At 45.8% G+C, this 14,531-nt stretch carries 16 protein-coding genes; 14 read left to right on the forward strand and 2 right to left on the reverse strand.

The window, feature by feature from the left end:
- Window positions 1–3 precede the first annotated feature (3 nt).
- The 3 genes from atpC to BQ7344_RS12290 all read left to right on the forward strand — a co-directional run bounded on the left by atpC (window position 4) and on the right by BQ7344_RS12290 (window position 2,633).
- Window positions 4–417, forward strand: coding sequence for an ATP synthase F1 subunit epsilon (atpC, locus tag BQ7344_RS12280; protein WP_072522780.1), 414 nt, complete (start codon window positions 4–6; stop codon window positions 415–417).
- A 177-nt stretch (window positions 418–594) separates the two neighbouring features.
- Window positions 595–1,746: an alanyl-tRNA editing protein gene (locus BQ7344_RS12285; protein WP_072522781.1), complete on the forward strand. Its 1,152-nt coding sequence runs from the start codon at window positions 595–597 to the stop codon at window positions 1,744–1,746.
- 17 nt (window positions 1,747–1,763) lie between these two features.
- A complete protein-coding gene (locus BQ7344_RS12290) occupies window positions 1,764–2,633 on the forward strand; it encodes an amidohydrolase family protein (RefSeq protein WP_072522782.1) in 870 nt (289 codons plus the stop codon).
- Between the two features lie 55 nt (window positions 2,634–2,688).
- Here BQ7344_RS12290 and BQ7344_RS12295 read toward each other — a convergent pair whose 3' ends face one another.
- Window positions 2,689–3,828: a hypothetical protein gene (locus BQ7344_RS12295; protein WP_072522783.1), complete on the reverse strand. Its 1,140-nt coding sequence runs from the start codon at window positions 3,826–3,828 to the stop codon at window positions 2,689–2,691.
- Window positions 3,825–4,595, reverse strand: a complete 771-nt coding sequence (locus BQ7344_RS12300; protein WP_072522784.1) for a GNAT family N-acetyltransferase — start codon at window positions 4,593–4,595, stop codon at window positions 3,825–3,827. The genes BQ7344_RS12295 and BQ7344_RS12300 overlap by 4 nt, the downstream gene beginning before the upstream one ends.
- 220 nt (window positions 4,596–4,815) lie before the next feature.
- On the opposite strand from BQ7344_RS12300, the gene BQ7344_RS12305 reads away from it, so the two are divergent.
- From BQ7344_RS12305 to BQ7344_RS12355, 11 genes are all read left to right on the forward strand, one after another.
- On the forward strand, window positions 4,816–5,334 hold the full coding sequence (locus BQ7344_RS12305; RefSeq protein WP_083585541.1) for an A24 family peptidase: 519 nt from the start codon (window positions 4,816–4,818) through the stop codon (window positions 5,332–5,334).
- Window positions 5,331–6,344, forward strand: coding sequence for a P-loop NTPase family protein (locus tag BQ7344_RS12310; RefSeq protein ID WP_227195334.1), 1,014 nt, complete (start codon window positions 5,331–5,333; stop codon window positions 6,342–6,344). Before BQ7344_RS12305 ends, BQ7344_RS12310 begins: the two co-directional genes overlap by 4 nt.
- Window positions 6,345–6,369: 25 nt before the next feature.
- Window positions 6,370–7,560 carry a CpaF family protein gene (locus BQ7344_RS12315; protein ID WP_072523434.1) on the forward strand — a complete coding sequence of 397 codons (1,191 nt, stop codon included), beginning with the start codon at window positions 6,370–6,372 and terminating at the stop codon, window positions 7,558–7,560.
- Window positions 7,557–8,300 (forward strand): type II secretion system F family protein, encoded by a 744-nt coding sequence (locus BQ7344_RS12320; protein WP_072522785.1) that lies wholly within the window; start codon window positions 7,557–7,559, stop codon window positions 8,298–8,300. The genes BQ7344_RS12315 and BQ7344_RS12320 overlap by 4 nt, the downstream gene beginning before the upstream one ends.
- Before the next feature lie 34 nt (window positions 8,301–8,334).
- Window positions 8,335–9,360 (forward strand): type II secretion system F family protein, encoded by a 1,026-nt coding sequence (locus tag BQ7344_RS12325; protein WP_072522786.1) that lies wholly within the window; start codon window positions 8,335–8,337, stop codon window positions 9,358–9,360.
- A 41-nt stretch (window positions 9,361–9,401) separates the two neighbouring features.
- Entirely contained in the window at window positions 9,402–9,581 is a 180-nt protein-coding gene (locus BQ7344_RS12330; protein ID WP_200793046.1) for a Flp1 family type IVb pilin, read from the forward strand.
- Window positions 9,582–9,600: 19 nt separating this feature from the next.
- On the forward strand, window positions 9,601–11,118 hold the full coding sequence (locus tag BQ7344_RS12335) for a DUF5702 domain-containing protein (RefSeq protein WP_072522787.1): 1,518 nt from the start codon (window positions 9,601–9,603) through the stop codon (window positions 11,116–11,118).
- Between the two features lie 48 nt (window positions 11,119–11,166).
- On the forward strand, window positions 11,167–11,970 hold the full coding sequence (locus BQ7344_RS12340; protein ID WP_072522788.1) for a hypothetical protein: 804 nt from the start codon (window positions 11,167–11,169) through the stop codon (window positions 11,968–11,970).
- Between the two features lie 85 nt (window positions 11,971–12,055).
- Window positions 12,056–12,466 (forward strand): prepilin peptidase, encoded by a 411-nt coding sequence (locus BQ7344_RS12345; RefSeq protein WP_072522789.1) that lies wholly within the window; start codon window positions 12,056–12,058, stop codon window positions 12,464–12,466.
- A complete protein-coding gene (locus tag BQ7344_RS12350; RefSeq protein ID WP_072522790.1) occupies window positions 12,463–12,975 on the forward strand; it encodes a TadE/TadG family type IV pilus assembly protein in 513 nt (170 codons plus the stop codon). Before BQ7344_RS12345 ends, BQ7344_RS12350 begins: the two co-directional genes overlap by 4 nt.
- 3 nt (window positions 12,976–12,978) lie before the next feature.
- The gene (locus BQ7344_RS12355; RefSeq protein WP_072522791.1) at window positions 12,979–14,517 is read left to right on the forward strand and encodes a DUF6382 domain-containing protein; all 1,539 of its coding nucleotides are present in this window, start codon (window positions 12,979–12,981) and stop codon (window positions 14,515–14,517) included.
- The last annotated feature ends 14 nt before the right edge of the window (window positions 14,518–14,531 follow it).

The raw sequence follows: 14,531 nt of genomic DNA on the forward strand, positions 1-14,531 counted from the left end.
CTTATGCAGAATACATTCGGTCTTGAAATATACGCTGCGAACAGACAGTTCTTTGCGGGAAGAGCCAGCTCACTGATCATTCCGGCAGAAGACGGACAGAAAGAATTTCTTGCCCATCATGCCAATATGATCTGTGCGATCGTTCCGGGAGAACTCAAATTTGAGGATTCCGAGGGAAACTGGACAGAGGTAGCAGTCAGCTCCGGATTTGTTGAGATGATCAATAATCGTGCGAAGTTGTTCTGTCTGACGGTAGAACGTCCGGAGGAAATTGACATACGAAGAGCGGAAGAAGCACGTGACCGTGCCGAAGAACAGCTTCGTCAGAAGCAGAGTATTGTAGAATATCACAGAAGTCAGGCAGCTCTTGCAAGAGCAATGACAAGGCTTCGCGTGACCAAAAACCTGAAAAATTAAAATTCCAGGCAATAATATTTACAAGAAACATTGACATAAAAACTTTTGAAAGAGACAGACGGTACATGATGCCCGCCTGTCTTTTTCTGTTCAGGAAACAAAAGCTGTGCTATACTGAAAACAAAAAAGAAGTTTTATACAGTGCAGATAATTTATCAGAAAGAAGGATCAGGCAGCATGAGTGAGACAAGAAAACTTTACTACGAAGATGTATACAAAAAGGAATTTACCGCAAAAGTCCTGGAATGCGGCGAATGTGAAAAAGAATTTGCGGTCATTCTTGATCAGACCGCTTTTTATCCAGAGGGTGGCGGCCAGCCATGTGATCTCGGTACATTAAACAGGATAGCAGTTTTGGATGTGCAGGAAAAAGATGGGGAGATCGTACATTATACAAAAGAAGCAGTTGAAGCAGGCAGTGAAGTGATCGGAAAAATTGACTGGGATCGAAGATTTGATCTGATGCAGCAGCATTCCGGAGAGCATATTGTCAGTGGTCTGGTGCATGAGGCGTATGGATATGATAATGTGGGATTCCATATGAGCAGTGACGTGCTCACAGTAGATTTAAGCGGTGTGCTGACAGAGGCACAGCTTGCGGAGATTGAAGCAGAGACCAACAAAAAAATCTGGGAAAACAGCGAGGTGGAGATTACTTACCCATCAAAAGAAGAACTGGAGAAACTTTCCTACAGAAGCAAGAAAGAACTGACCGGACAGGTGCGTCTGGTACGTTTTCCGGGATCGGATCTCTGTGCCTGCTGTGGAACGCATGTCACGCATACAGGAGAAATCGGAGCAGTCAAGATCCTTACAGTCGAAAATTTCCATGAGGGTATCCGTCTGACAATGATCTGCGGTAAGAGAGTCATGGATTATCTGAATATGGTTAATGACCAGAACCGACAGGTTTCCGTGAAACTTTCTGCAAAGATCGGCGAGACTGCTGCGGCTGTAGGACGGCTTCAGGATGAAAACTTCCGCCTGAAAGGACAGGTTGCACATGTGGTGGATGAACTCTGCAAAGCTGAAGCAGACCGGTGGGAAGGAGAGGGAAGTGTTCTTCTTTTCCATGATGGACTGGAGGCAGATCAGGTGCGTAAGATGGCAGATGCTGTGATGCAGAAATGTTCTGGATGTTGTGCTGTGTTTTCCTCAAACGGAGATGGCAGCTACAAATATGCGATGGGTGAATTGAATGGAGATCTCAGACAGTTCACAAAAGAAATGAACGCGGCACTGAATGGCAGAGGCGGTGGAAAGCCGTTCTTTGTGCAGGGCTCTGTAAAGACATCCGAAGAAGAAATCCGTCAGTTTTTCCGTCAGTGATCGGTAGGTGACAGAAGATGTTTGGAGAATGTCATGCACATATATTTATGAACGGCACTGATTACCGGAAAGCGGTTCAGACGCATAAAGTACAGGCGAATGAAGCATCTGTGCGCAGTGCGCTGGAGGCGTACAGAAAAGCAGGTGTGACATATGTACGCGAGGGCGGTGATCCGTATGGAGCATCTTTGCTTGCAGGCAGACTTGCATCAGAGTACGGAATTGAGTATCGTTCCCCGGTATTTGCTATACATAAAAACGGACACTATGGGAAAATTGTAGGACGCGGGTTTGATACACTGAAAGAATACCATCAGAGAGTTCTGGAAGCAGCGTCAGAAGGAGCAGATTTTATCAAGATAATGACTACCGGACTTCTGGATTTTAATGATGACGGAAAAGTGACGGGAACTCCTGTAGATGAAGCGGAAGTCAGAGAGATGGTACACATTGCCCATGAAGAGGGCTTTGCCGTTATGAGCCATACGAACGGGATTTATGGTACAAGAGCTGCAATCGAGGCAGGTGTGGACAGTCTGGAACATGGCAATTACATGGATGCCGAAACGATAGCTATGCTGGCAGACAGCAATACCGTATGGGTACCAACACTTGTCACGGTAAGAAATCTGGTAGGCTGCGGGCGTTATGAAGACAGTGTTTTAAATCCGATCATTCATCAGGCAGAAGTACTTGTGCGGCTTGCTTATCAGAAAAAAGTAAAAGTAGCACCGGGAAGCGATGCCGGAGCCTATATGGTGCCTCATGGAAAGGGCATTTTACAGGAATGGGAGGCATTCCGGCAGATTCTTGGCGATTCCGGCGAAGTGAAAGAGTGGCTGAAGACCGGAGAAAAAGAAATCCGGGATAGGTTTAAAAGAAAATAAAATAGAGAAAAGGACAGGCAGAAAGAGTGTCTGGACGTAAATAGAAGATCTGCGATCACAGATCTTCTATTTTTATTGCGGTATAAATATTGGTTTCCTTTGAATCAGCAGGGTTGAATGTGATCTTTACGGAACTTCCTGTCAGCAGTCCACCGGATGAAGAGTTGGTGGCTTTTTCTGTATTGCAGGTAATATCTGCGCCATCGTAAGTACGGAGTGTGATCGTGTTGGCTGTAGAAGCAATGATGTCTCCGGAAATGGTAAAGCCGATTCCACGCTCAGTCAGTTTATCCGGGTTTTCACCGGTAATTCCGAGAACACTGATACCGTCCAGAGTAGTACCGTTAAAATCTCCTGTGTAAATGATATTTACATGTGATCCGGTCTCAGCACCGCCTTTGAAATAGCAGGGGAGTGCAGACATGTCCAGATTCAGGACATTGGTGGTGTTTTCGATGGATACCTGTAAAATATTGGTCTGAATGCTTTGAATCACGGCACGTAGTTTATTGTCTTTTTTGACTTCTGTTCCTTCCTGTGGAGCAGGAGTTGGTGTCGGTGCCGGAACATCAAATGGATCTATATCTGAGACACTGGAAGTCTTTGTGTGGGAACCGTCGGCAGTCGCAGTATTTCCGTCCGCAGAAGCAACAATGTTGCCTTTATAGTGGATGTATACCCAGTTGCCTGGTTTGATTCCGGCCTGATAATATTGCTCGGTGCCGGTGACCGGGAAAGTGACAGTCTGATTTTTATCTGATTTGACGGTGATGGAATTGGCTGTCAGTACCTGTATCTGTCCGCGGAAAGTCTGATCTTCGAGAGTAGCTGTCTGATGATAGTCATCGACGACTTTCAGGGCATGCACTGCTCCTGTGTCGGTGCTGTCAAGCTGTCCTTCATATACGACGCTGACAGCATCTCCGGCAAGCATGCCGTTACTGCATTCCAGAGTTGCCTGCGAAATGTCAAAAGTATAAGATTCATTATCACTTAAGAGAGTAATCTGATTGCCGGTAAAGTTCTGGAGTTCTCCACGGATCTCATCCATATAAACACGGGTAATTTCAGGATTAATGTCCTGAATGGCAGCGTCATCTGAAGCGGTAAAACGGTCGATCACACTTCCGAGACTGCATCCGGAGAGAGAAAGCGAAAGCAGACAGCCGATGCCGATAGTAACTATTTTTTTCATTTGATATTGTTCTCCTTTGTGGTATCAGGCTGTACACGGAACCAGTAAGTATAGGAATCTGTAAAACCAAGAGAAGTGTACAGATTTTTGGCGGCTGTATTTCCCTGTACTACCTGAAGGTAGGCCTTTTCGGCGCCTTTTTTCATACCTTCACTCAGAAGAGCGGTACAGATCTGGCGGGCATAACCCCTGCCACGGTATTTTTCCTTGACATGGATCGCATAAATACCAATGTAGTCACGGTCAAGGATTCCAAGACCGGTAGCAATGATCTTGTCTTCTTTCCAGATAGAAGTACAGATGGTTTCTTTCGGGATTGCACGGTACATGGAAGGTACGACTGCCCGGTGGATCGGATTGGTCATTCCCTTCAGGTCAAAAAGGCTGTTGATCCAGATATCAGGTATTTCATCTGTCAGGGTAACATCCGGATAAGGTGTATCAATATGTGCGTCTGACAGAGCCATTGTCATAACCTCAGTCGTATGCTGGATTTCGTACCCGCGGTTTTCCAGTGTATAATCAAAATCCGGTGACACGACAGGACTGATCTTAAAGATGGCAGGGGAGCCGAGACGCTTGTAGACGTTTTCACAGTAGGCGACTTTTTCTCTCCATGGAAGCGTGGAAACTCCGAATTGTTCTACGCTGTTGGTACGGTGTGTATAAAAATAAGAAAAGCGCAGAATCCAGCCGTCATAAAGCTCCATTTTGTGTGATGGCCATGCATTCAGCGACATATCTTCGATTTTTTTGATGTTTTCCATGGCAGTATGTGTCCCCCTTTTCATGCTGTCTTTTATTATACAGAAGAGAGCGTGATTGTGCAACCTGCGCTGATGTCAGATTCTGGGAGAATTTGACGAACGAATTTTCTTTACAAGAAGAACACAGCGCTCTATAATAAGACTCACCAGAAATCTTCTGGTATTCCTTCCGTCAGATCTGACGGGTAATCCCAATTTTTTATTTGTTTGAGAAAGGGGTGTGAGTAAAGTAATCATTCGTCAGATGCTGCTTCTGACGATTGCGGGCATCGCAGTGTTGATGGATCTGTATGAGATGCGGATAAAAAACAGCTGGATCATCTGCTCCTTTATTGCAGGGCTGATTTACAGTATATGGCCCGGAAACCGACATGGCATAGTGCAGTTTGTTCTTGGAATGACTGTGCCGCCTGTGCTTCTGGGGTGGCTGTTTTATTTTCGAATGCTCGGTTCGGGTGACATAAAGCTTTTCTGCGTGCTTGGCGGTCTGATGGGACCGTATCACATATTATGGTGTATGTGGTATGCAATTCTTGCAGGAGCAGCACTATCGCTGGCAATCTTGTTTTTTTGCGGCGGCTTCCACCAAAGATTCCATTATCTGGAACAATACGTAAGACAATTTATCGAAACTGGTAGACAAAATCCGTATTATCGGACAGGAACTGCTTTTGAAAACATTCATTTTACGATTCCAATATTTATGAGTGTGATGTTGTATACGGGAGGTATCTATTGAAAAAACAAATTTTTGCAGTCTGTGATCTCGAGGCAGAATATGCCCGCAACTTCATGGATTATCTCAACCAGAAAAAGAATATCCCTTTTGAGATTCAGGCGTTTACCAATGTCAGCAGTTTTGTAGCATATGCAAAAGAAAATCCGGTCGAACTTCTTCTGATCTCAGCGGAAGCGATGTGCAGGGAGGTCGGTGAGCTGGATATCGGCAAGATTGTCATTCTGACCGAGGGCAGCAAGCCGGAAGAGCTGGACAAATATGCCGATGTTTATAAGTATCAGGCATCCTCAGATATCGTCCGTGAGGTGATGGCATGTTATGGCGCAGAAAAGGCCGTGCTTCCGGCACAGATGCCTGCACTCAAGAAGACAACGGAGCTTTTTGGAATTTATTCACCGCTCGGATTCTGCGGGCAGACATCCTTTGCGCTGGCGCTGGCCCAGATCCTGGGCAGAGAGAAGCCCGTTCTTTATCTTAATATGGAAGAATACTCCGGATTTGAAGAGCTGTTTGAAAAAGAATACCCTTATACACTCAGTGATCTTCTGTATTTTGTACGACAGGAGCAGGCTGGCATCACCGTAAAGATGAACAGTATGATTCAGAGCATGGGAAGCGTGGATTTCATCCCGCCGGTACAGTCTCCGGAGGACATCCGGGGAACGAGGTGGCAGGACTGGGAGCGTCTTTTGCAGGAAATCATTCTGCACAGTTCCTATGAGGCTGTCGTATTGGATGTAGGTGACGGGATTGAAGAAGTGTTTCAGATTCTTGATCTGTGTACGAAGGTATATATGCCGGTGCGCGATGACCGTATCTCAAAGTGCAAGCTGGAACAGTTTGAAAAGCTTTTGCGACTGCGTGACTACTCGCAGTTACTGGCAGGAATAGAAACAGTAGTGCTTCCGATACTGTCCCAAAATACGGATAATTCGTTTTGGATAGAAGAACTGGTCTGGAGTGAGTTGGGAGATTTTGTAAGAGAATTGCTTGAGAAAGAAAAACTCTGAAGATGATTTTCAGAAAGGAAAGCAGATGAGCAGGGAACTATTTCAGGAACTTCGTGCGCTTCTGATGGAGCGGCTGGATCTTGCAAGAGAGCTGAGCGATGAGGAAATCCTTGAAGAGATCGATGATCTGATACTCGGGCGGATGCGGGAGTATTGCCTTTCATTGAAAGAAAAGGTACAGCTTCGCCAGGAACTTTTTCATTCTGTCCGAAAACTTGATGTTCTGCAGGAACTGATCGAGGATGAGACAGTGACGGAGATTATGGTGAACGGACCGGATGCCATCTTTGTGGAACGTGCCGGAAAATTGACAAAGTGGGACAAAACATTTACCTCTGGAGAAAAGCTTGAAGATGTCATTCAGCAGATTGTAGGTAAGTGCAACCGGGTGGTCAACGAATCAATGCCTATTGTGGATGCCCGACTGGACAACGGAGCCAGAGTTAATGCGGTGATCCGTCCGGTAGCGCTCAATGGACCGATCCTGACAATCCGGCGTTTCCCCGATACACCGATCACGATGGAAAAGCTGATCGCACTTGGAAGTCTGCCGTCGGAATGTGCCGAATTTCTTGCAGCACTTGTGCGGGCGCGATATTCGATGGTAATCGGAGGCGGAACGGGAAGTGGAAAGACGACGTTTCTTGGTGCGCTGTCCAATTATATTCCGCCGGATGAGCGGCTGATCACGATCGAAGACAATGCAGAACTCAAGATACAGGGAATTGCCAATCTGGTGCGTCTTGAAGCAAAGATGGCAAACATGGAAGGTGCAGCATCCATTACGATTCGTGATCTGATTAAGACAGCGCTTCGTATGAGACCGGATCGGATCATTGTCGGAGAGGTACGTGGTGGTGAAGCTGTCGATATGCTTCAGGCTTTGAATACCGGACATGACGGCAGCTTAAGTACAGCACATGCCAATTCTGCTTCGGACATGCTCTCAAGACTTGAGACTATGACACTGATGGGTGTGGACCTCCCGCTTGAGGCTATCCGAAGGCAGATTGCTTCCGGTGTTGATATTCTCATTCATTTGGGAAGAATGCGGGATAAAAGCCGTAAGGTACTCGAGATAACAGAAATATGCGGATTTGAAAATCATGAAATAAAGACACGTACGCTTTATCGCTGGCAGGAGGGAAAAGGACTGGTACAGACTGCTGAACTTCTGAACAGAGAAAAGCTGGTACGGGCAGGAGTGACCATATGAAGCAGAGTTATGAAGAGTATCGTTTTTCCATGACAGAGATTTTTAAGTATATGGTGCAGAGCTTTTTGCTGTGTGGGGTGCTGGATTACCTTTTTTATCAGAATCTCTGGCTGATGTTTCTTGCATTGCCGGTCACAGTGTTTTTTTTGAAATGGAAGAAGAAAGGACTGATCCGTGAACGTAAAAAGAACCTGAATTATCAGTTTAAAGATGCTTTGAATGCGTTGAGTGTTTCAGTACAGGCAGGATATTCCGTAGAAAATGCGGTTATAGCATGCTCCAGAGACTTGGAACGGCTGTATCCGCAGGAAGCGGATATTGTGCGGGAATTTCATTACATGGAAACACAGTTAAAGGTAAGCGTACCGGTGGAAGAGCTTTTTATGAGTTTTGGTGACAGAAGCGGGATTGAAGATATTGAAAATTTTGCAGCAGTATTTTATACCGCCAAGAGAACCGGTGGTGATATGAACCGGATCATACAGACTTCTTCGAGGATGCTGGGTGACAAGATTGATGTGCGTAAAGAAATCGAGACGACACTGGCGGCAAAAAAAGCGGAACAGATGATCATGAGTCTGATGCCGGCCGGAATCATTCTGTATCTTAAGATGACTTCGCCGGGATTCCTTGAAGTACTCTATGGAAACCCGTTCGGAATTCTGGCGATGTCCCTGTGCCTTGGAATTTACGGGCTAGCTTACTGGCTTGGAAGACGGATCGTAGATATTGAAGTTTAGAAAGGAAATGCGGGAGAGCCGCACAGAATAAAATATGTGGGTACATATCATAATCTTTGTGCTGACTTTTGGAACCGTGCTTGTATGGAAAGCAGGCTGGATCCGGCTGGACGGAATCGCAGATCGACAGAGCATGCGGCTGTTTCTGCTCGTTGCGGTCTGCGGAAATCTTCTGGGAATGGCACTGACCATGACAGACGGTAAAGATGTGGTCTATCAGGAAGGGCACCGCATGGAGAAGAATCCGGATGGTGCATACACGGAAGAACTTGAAGTGTCTGTGGATGGTCGGAAACCGCAGAAGTTTGATGTGGAGATTCCGGAGAAAGAGACGGAGGAGACGGAAGTCGAACCGGAGCAGGAAGTAAATGAGGCAGAACAGAGACAAAAAGAATTAAAAGAAATCATTGAAGAATATAATCAGCAGAAACAGGATCCGGATTATTATTATCTGCCAGATCAGTGGGACGGTCAGAAACTTACCTGGCAGAAGTCCGGAGACCGGACAGGATCCCTTCTGGCATCACTTGCATTTTTTGCAGCGTTTGTTGTAATGCTGAAAAAAGCAAAAGAGCAGCAGGAAGAAATGGCAAAACGCGCAGAGCAGCTACTGATGGATTATCCGTCACTGATCATGAAGTTCACACTTCTGATTCAGGCAGGAATGACAGCTCGCAAGGTGTTTCAGAAAATGAGTGCAGATTATATAAAAAACCGTCCAAAGACCGGACGATATGCGTATGAGGCAATCACGATCATGTGTCATGAGATGGACAGTGGCGTTGCAGAACTGGAAGCATATCGGAGATTCGGAGAAAGGTGCGGACAGATGAAGTACAAGACCTTTTCCACGATTCTGATACAGAATCTGCAAAAAGGCAGCCACAGGATGACGGATCTTCTGGAAAAAGAAGCACTGGAAGCGTGGGATGAAAGGAAGCGAAAGGCAAGAGTGCTGGGTGAGACAGCGGCTACAAAGCTGCTCGTACCGATGGTCATGATGCTTGCGGTGGTGATGGCGATCATCATGATACCGGCATTTTTAGCTTTCTATGGATGATGGAGCAGCAGGAAAGAGCAGATAGAATAAGGAGGCAGAATATGAGTGCATGTATGCGGACAGCAAGAGAGTTTATGAGTGAAGAAGATGCGGTAGGCGTCGTTGAAATCATTTTGATACTGGTGGTATTGATCAGTCTGGTAATCATTTTTAAGGAACAGCTGACCAATCTGGTGAGAAGTATTTTAAGCAAGATTACGAAGCAGAGTAATTCTATCTGAGAAGGAAAGGAGTATGCCAATGGAGAAAAAAGGAAGTATCACTGTTTTTCTGGCGCTGATTCTGAGTTTGCTGCTGTCGCTTGTTACGACCGGAATCCAGTCAGTACAGGCTGCGGCGGCAAGGACTCAGATTCTGAACAGTATGGATATCGGCCTCTATTCTCTGTTTGGACAGTATGACCGTTTCCTTATGAATGAATATGACCTGTTTTTCATTGACGGGACACAGGGAAGCTCCGGATTAAATCTGGGGGCAGTATATGACAACCTGGAATCTTACATGAAACCTGTTCTGAAGCAGAACAGTCAGAAACTTACTCTGAAACAGGGTGGATTTACAGGCTATCGTCTGGCAACCGATGAAGATGGAGAAGTTTTTTTTCGTCAGGCAGTGACATTTATGAGAGATACACTGGGAAGTCAGGGGGTGGGACTTCTTCTTGACCGCTACCACAAAAAAGAAGAAAAGATCAGACAGGCGGAAGAAGCCGGACGTCAGAGTGAGGATGGCAACAGCCTCGAAAATTATGATGCAGAGATGGATTCGGCAGCACAGAAAAGTCAGGAAGCCGAAGCTGCCTCGAAGGCAGAAAACGGCTCAGGTGCCAACGATATATTTGGAAGTGGCGAAGAATCAGGTGGAAATACCGGCGGCAATGAGATAGTGGAAGCACCGAAGCCTTCTGCAGTCACGAATCCGATCCCGGTCATAAAACAGATTCGAAAAATGGGGCTGCTTGATCTGGTCGTTCCGGCTGACCATGGTATTTCTGAGAATCAGGTTTCCCTTTCGGATCTTGTATCGCACCGACAACTGCAGGAAGGAATCAACCTTCCGGCAGAGAATATCCGGACATCTTCTGCGACTTCACAGATACTCTACCAGCAGTATCTGATGGAACATCTGGGAAATTACCGGGAACCGTCCACCGCAGGACTTAAATATCAGATTGAGTATCTTCTGGGTGGAAAATCCAGTGACCGCGAAAATCTCCAGACAGTTGCCAGACGACTCCTTCTGATTCGCGAAGGGATCAATGTATCGGCACTGATGACTGATGTATCAAAGAGAGCGCAGATACAGGCGCTTGCGCTGGCTGTGGCATCCGGTTTTCTGATCCCTCCGGCAGCAGTGGTGATTGAAACTGCGCTGATTCTGTGCTGGTCATTTGCGGAGAGCATTGTGGATCTGAGAGAACTGTTTCATGGAGGAAAAGTACCGCTTGTGAAAACAGCGGCAGACTGGCAGCTGTCACTGGAGAATCTTCCGAATCTCCTGCAGAAGATGGACAGTGAGCGTAAAGACGTGGAGGGCGGCATGTCATATGAAGATTATCTTCAGGTACTTCTTTTATCCACTTCACGTTCGCAGAAACTTAAGCGTGGAATGGATATGATCGAGGCGGAGATCCGTGCCGCAAAAGGCAGAGAACAGTTTCGTCTGGACTGTTGTATCGAAGCGATTGAGGCATCCGTGGATGTGAGGGCAAACAGAAGCAGGACATATACCGTAACAAAACAATACAGCTATATCTGATGGCTGAGGGCGGCATTTACGCCGCCCGCTAAAAGGAGGTGCAGAAAGATGCTTTTTCAGAAGGCACAAAAAAAGCTCAATGGGAATCAAAACAAGATAGACAGAAAGAATAAAGAAAGGACACGCTCTCTGAACAGATGGTATCTGTCGTCCCCGATAGGCAGAATCCTCCTGACGCTTTCTGAAAAGGTATCTTTGTGTACCTCGGGTGAGAAGATAAAAAAGGCAGGACTGTCAGTAGAGACAGCACTTGTACTTCCGCTGTTTTTTCTGGGTATGGTGACAATGATTTCCTTTATGGACATTTACAGTCTGCAGACGACACATTTGCAGGCGTTGTGTGAAAAGACGAAGGACGCGGGAATGTATGCATATGTAGCAGATGGAAATGGTCCGGAGGAGATTACACTGCCAGATGTGTATTCATATAGTCCGGTTGGTGCGCTGATACCACTTCCGAAAGTCTGGATGCATAATACCGTGAAAGTCCATGCATGGACAGGTGCAGAAGAAGGCGTGAAAGGCTCCGGTGACAGTACAGAATCTGAGGAAATGGTTTTTGTGACGGAGAGCGGGTTGGTATATCACACAAAGGCGGGCTGCCGATATCTGAACTTGTCCATTACACAGGTGTCTGGAAGCAGCGTATCACAGAAACGAAATGATAACGGAGAAAGATACAGACCCTGTGAGATTTGCAGCCATCATCAGAATCCCTCCGGGACTGTTTATATTACGGGTTCCGGGAACCGTTATCATAATAATGCTTCCTGCAGTGGACTGAAGCGTACTGTTCGACTGGTCAAGAAATCACAGCTCGGAGATATGCATGTATGCAGCAAATGTGGTTAGAAATCTGATGGAATATCATTGAATTATAAGTAGTAATCACAAAAATTATAGAACAGAATGCTAAGAAGAAAGAAGGAAAAGAGAAATGGAAAGATACGGGACACTGCTCTTTCTGCTTTTCAGCAGTTTTCTTGATATCCGAAAAAGGGAAATCTCAATACCGGTCACATTGCTTTTTGGACTGGCAGGAGTGGTATACAGCGTCAGAACCGGAAGAACAATGACGGACTATCTGATTCCGCTTGGTATCGGCATTCTTATTCTTGGGGGTAGTGTCCTGACACGGGGACAGGTAGGAATGGGAGACGGATGGATGCTTCTGGCGCTGGGATGCATGTTACGAATGGAATTCTATATTCAGATGGCATGTATCGGAGTGCTGCTCGCAGCGGCATATTCCGGTGTTCTGATGCTGGTATTTCGAAAGAACAGGAAGACAGAGATTCCACTGGTACCGTTTTTATTGCTGGGATATGTAGGAGGGATGATCATATGAGGAAAAAACCCAAAAAAAGTTACAGATACAGGGTTACAAACTCAATATATAAGCAATATAGAAATAATCCGTGTAAGGGCAGTTTTACCATAGAAGCTGCATGCGTCATGTCTATTGTACTTCTGACCGTTATGGGAATTATTTATCTGTCGTTTTTTGTACATAACCGGGCCTGGCTGACGGCAGCTGCCTGCGAAGCATCATTGAGTGGAAGTATGGAAGCAGTACGTCAGGACGGACAATCACAGGCGGCAGCAGAAATCCGCGGTGAGGAGCTTGGAAACGTAGGATTCTTTGGTGCGGAAAATCTGCGATGCCATGTAAATGCAGGAAAAAAGAACGTCAGTGTAACTTATGAGGCAGATACGATTGCAGGTTTTGGAGGCTTTAAATGGACATTAAAAACAGAAGGAAGCTCAAAAGTTATTCAGCCGGTAAAGTGGATCCGCAGGATTAAGGCTGCAAAGGAAGCAATTGGTATAACCAGAGATCAGGATATCGGAGATTAAAATATGTATGCAGAATATAAAAGAGATGTAAGTCACAATTATTTGATCCTGCGAGAAGACGAAAAAGTGAATACAGCATCCTATCAGGTACGAATGCTGACGGGAAATGTAATTCCCTCTATATTAAAGTGCAGAATACAGGGGCTGGACGGAAATCTATTGTTTTATTATGACATCACATCCAGACAGTCACTGGCATCCTTCTATGAGCAGCGGAAATTTCACAGCAAAGACCTGCACATGCTGTTTGGAGGATTTATCCGTGTGATGGAAGAGATGGCAGAGTTTCTTATGAACACCGATCAGCTTCTTCTTTGCCCGGAGTATATCTTTCTGGACATAGAGAAGAGAGAAGTGAAGTTCTGCTGTCTTCCGGATTATCATCATCCGATACAGGAACAGTTTCGGGAACTGACGGAATACCTTCTTCCGAGACTTGATCATGAAGATCCTCTGGCGGTGAGCATGGGCTATGGGGTCTATCGGAAAGCAATGGAGACAGGATTTCAGCTTGAACATATAAAAGAGGCGATTTATCAGAACAGAGAAGCTACAGGAAAAAATGACAATAAAGAATCTGCACAGAAGCAGGAGCAGAAGTTAACAGGAAACAATCTGGATGGTGTGGATAATTTTGGAGAAGAAATACAGAAGAAGACGGATGTTTCACAATTATTGAAGACAGATATGGAAGATAAAACTTCGAAAAGAAAAGACAAAAAGAAAGAAGAATCTGTGTCTCACAAGTCCGCTAACGAATGGACGGCTGCTTTGCTCTGTGTCTCCACAGCGGCAGTTATGATCATTCTTCTTATACTTCGCTATCTGGGATATCTTCCTGGGATTCCGGCGGAAGCTATCTTCGGAGGCGCCATCATCCTTTTGGCTCTCGCCGCATTCCTGTCATGGACAGCCGAAAAGAAGAAACAGAAAAAGCAGATGAGCGCAGAGTGGAGACAGAAAGTGCAGCGGGAACTTGCGGATACGAAGGAAAGTGACGATAAGAAAAAGCGAGCGGAGAGAAACTCGGAAAATTTGTATGAGGCAGATATATCACAGAGAAAAATGTCGGAATGGGGTGAAGAAAAGTATAAAATGTCGGAATGGACAGGGGAAACAGGAGCTAACCGTCTGGAAAATTCACAGAATGTATACCGGGAAACAGTGCAGCAGAATGAGAACTACGAAACTGAAAAGACAGAAAACTATGGTGAGACAGTCGTCTTATCCGCCGGACAGACTGAAGGACCGGCCAGCCTTGTAAGCCGTGAACCGGGAGAACTTGCGACAATCTATCTTGACCGTGACCTTATGGTAATCGGTAAGATGGAAAATGCTGCCGATGCAGTGATCTCCCTTCCGACAGTCAGTCGTATTCATGCAAAGATTCGGAAAGTAGATGAGGAATATTATCTGTCTGACCTCAATTCGAGAAACGGAACATCAGTAAATGGAAGACTACTGAAAACAGGAGAGGAATATAAACTGCAGGATGAAGATCAGGTGGAATTTGCACAGGCCCGGTACATATTTTTAAAATAGACGGAGAATGCCTG

This window comes from Blautia sp. Marseille-P3087, from assembly GCF_900120195.1.
Taxonomy (GTDB): Bacteria; Bacillota; Clostridia; order Lachnospirales; family Lachnospiraceae; genus Blautia_A.

Coding starts and splice junctions, on each gene's coding strand:
- BQ7344_RS12330 (WP_200793046.1), top strand. CDS start 9,402: ATGAGTGCATGTATGCGGACAGCAAGAGAGTTTATGAGTGAAGAAGAT.
- BQ7344_RS12335 (WP_072522787.1), top strand. CDS start 9,601: ATGGAGAAAAAAGGAAGTATCACTGTTTTTCTGGCGCTGATTCTGAGT.
- BQ7344_RS12355 (WP_072522791.1), top strand. CDS start 12,979: ATGTATGCAGAATATAAAAGAGATGTAAGTCACAATTATTTGATCCTG.
- BQ7344_RS12290 (WP_072522782.1), top strand. CDS start 1,764: ATGTTTGGAGAATGTCATGCACATATATTTATGAACGGCACTGATTAC.
- BQ7344_RS12295 (WP_072522783.1), bottom strand. CDS start 3,828: ATGAAAAAAATAGTTACTATCGGCATCGGCTGTCTGCTTTCGCTTTCT.
- BQ7344_RS12325 (WP_072522786.1), top strand. CDS start 8,335: ATGTGGGTACATATCATAATCTTTGTGCTGACTTTTGGAACCGTGCTT.
- atpC (WP_072522780.1), top strand. CDS start 4: ATGCAGAATACATTCGGTCTTGAAATATACGCTGCGAACAGACAGTTC.
- BQ7344_RS12350 (WP_072522790.1), top strand. CDS start 12,463: ATGAGGAAAAAACCCAAAAAAAGTTACAGATACAGGGTTACAAACTCA.
- BQ7344_RS12300 (WP_072522784.1), bottom strand. CDS start 4,595: ATGGAAAACATCAAAAAAATCGAAGATATGTCGCTGAATGCATGGCCA.
- BQ7344_RS12340 (WP_072522788.1), top strand. CDS start 11,167: ATGCTTTTTCAGAAGGCACAAAAAAAGCTCAATGGGAATCAAAACAAG.
- BQ7344_RS12345 (WP_072522789.1), top strand. CDS start 12,056: ATGGAAAGATACGGGACACTGCTCTTTCTGCTTTTCAGCAGTTTTCTT.
- BQ7344_RS12320 (WP_072522785.1), top strand. CDS start 7,557: ATGAAGCAGAGTTATGAAGAGTATCGTTTTTCCATGACAGAGATTTTT.
- BQ7344_RS12285 (WP_072522781.1), top strand. CDS start 595: ATGAGTGAGACAAGAAAACTTTACTACGAAGATGTATACAAAAAGGAA.
- BQ7344_RS12315 (WP_072523434.1), top strand. CDS start 6,370: ATGAGCAGGGAACTATTTCAGGAACTTCGTGCGCTTCTGATGGAGCGG.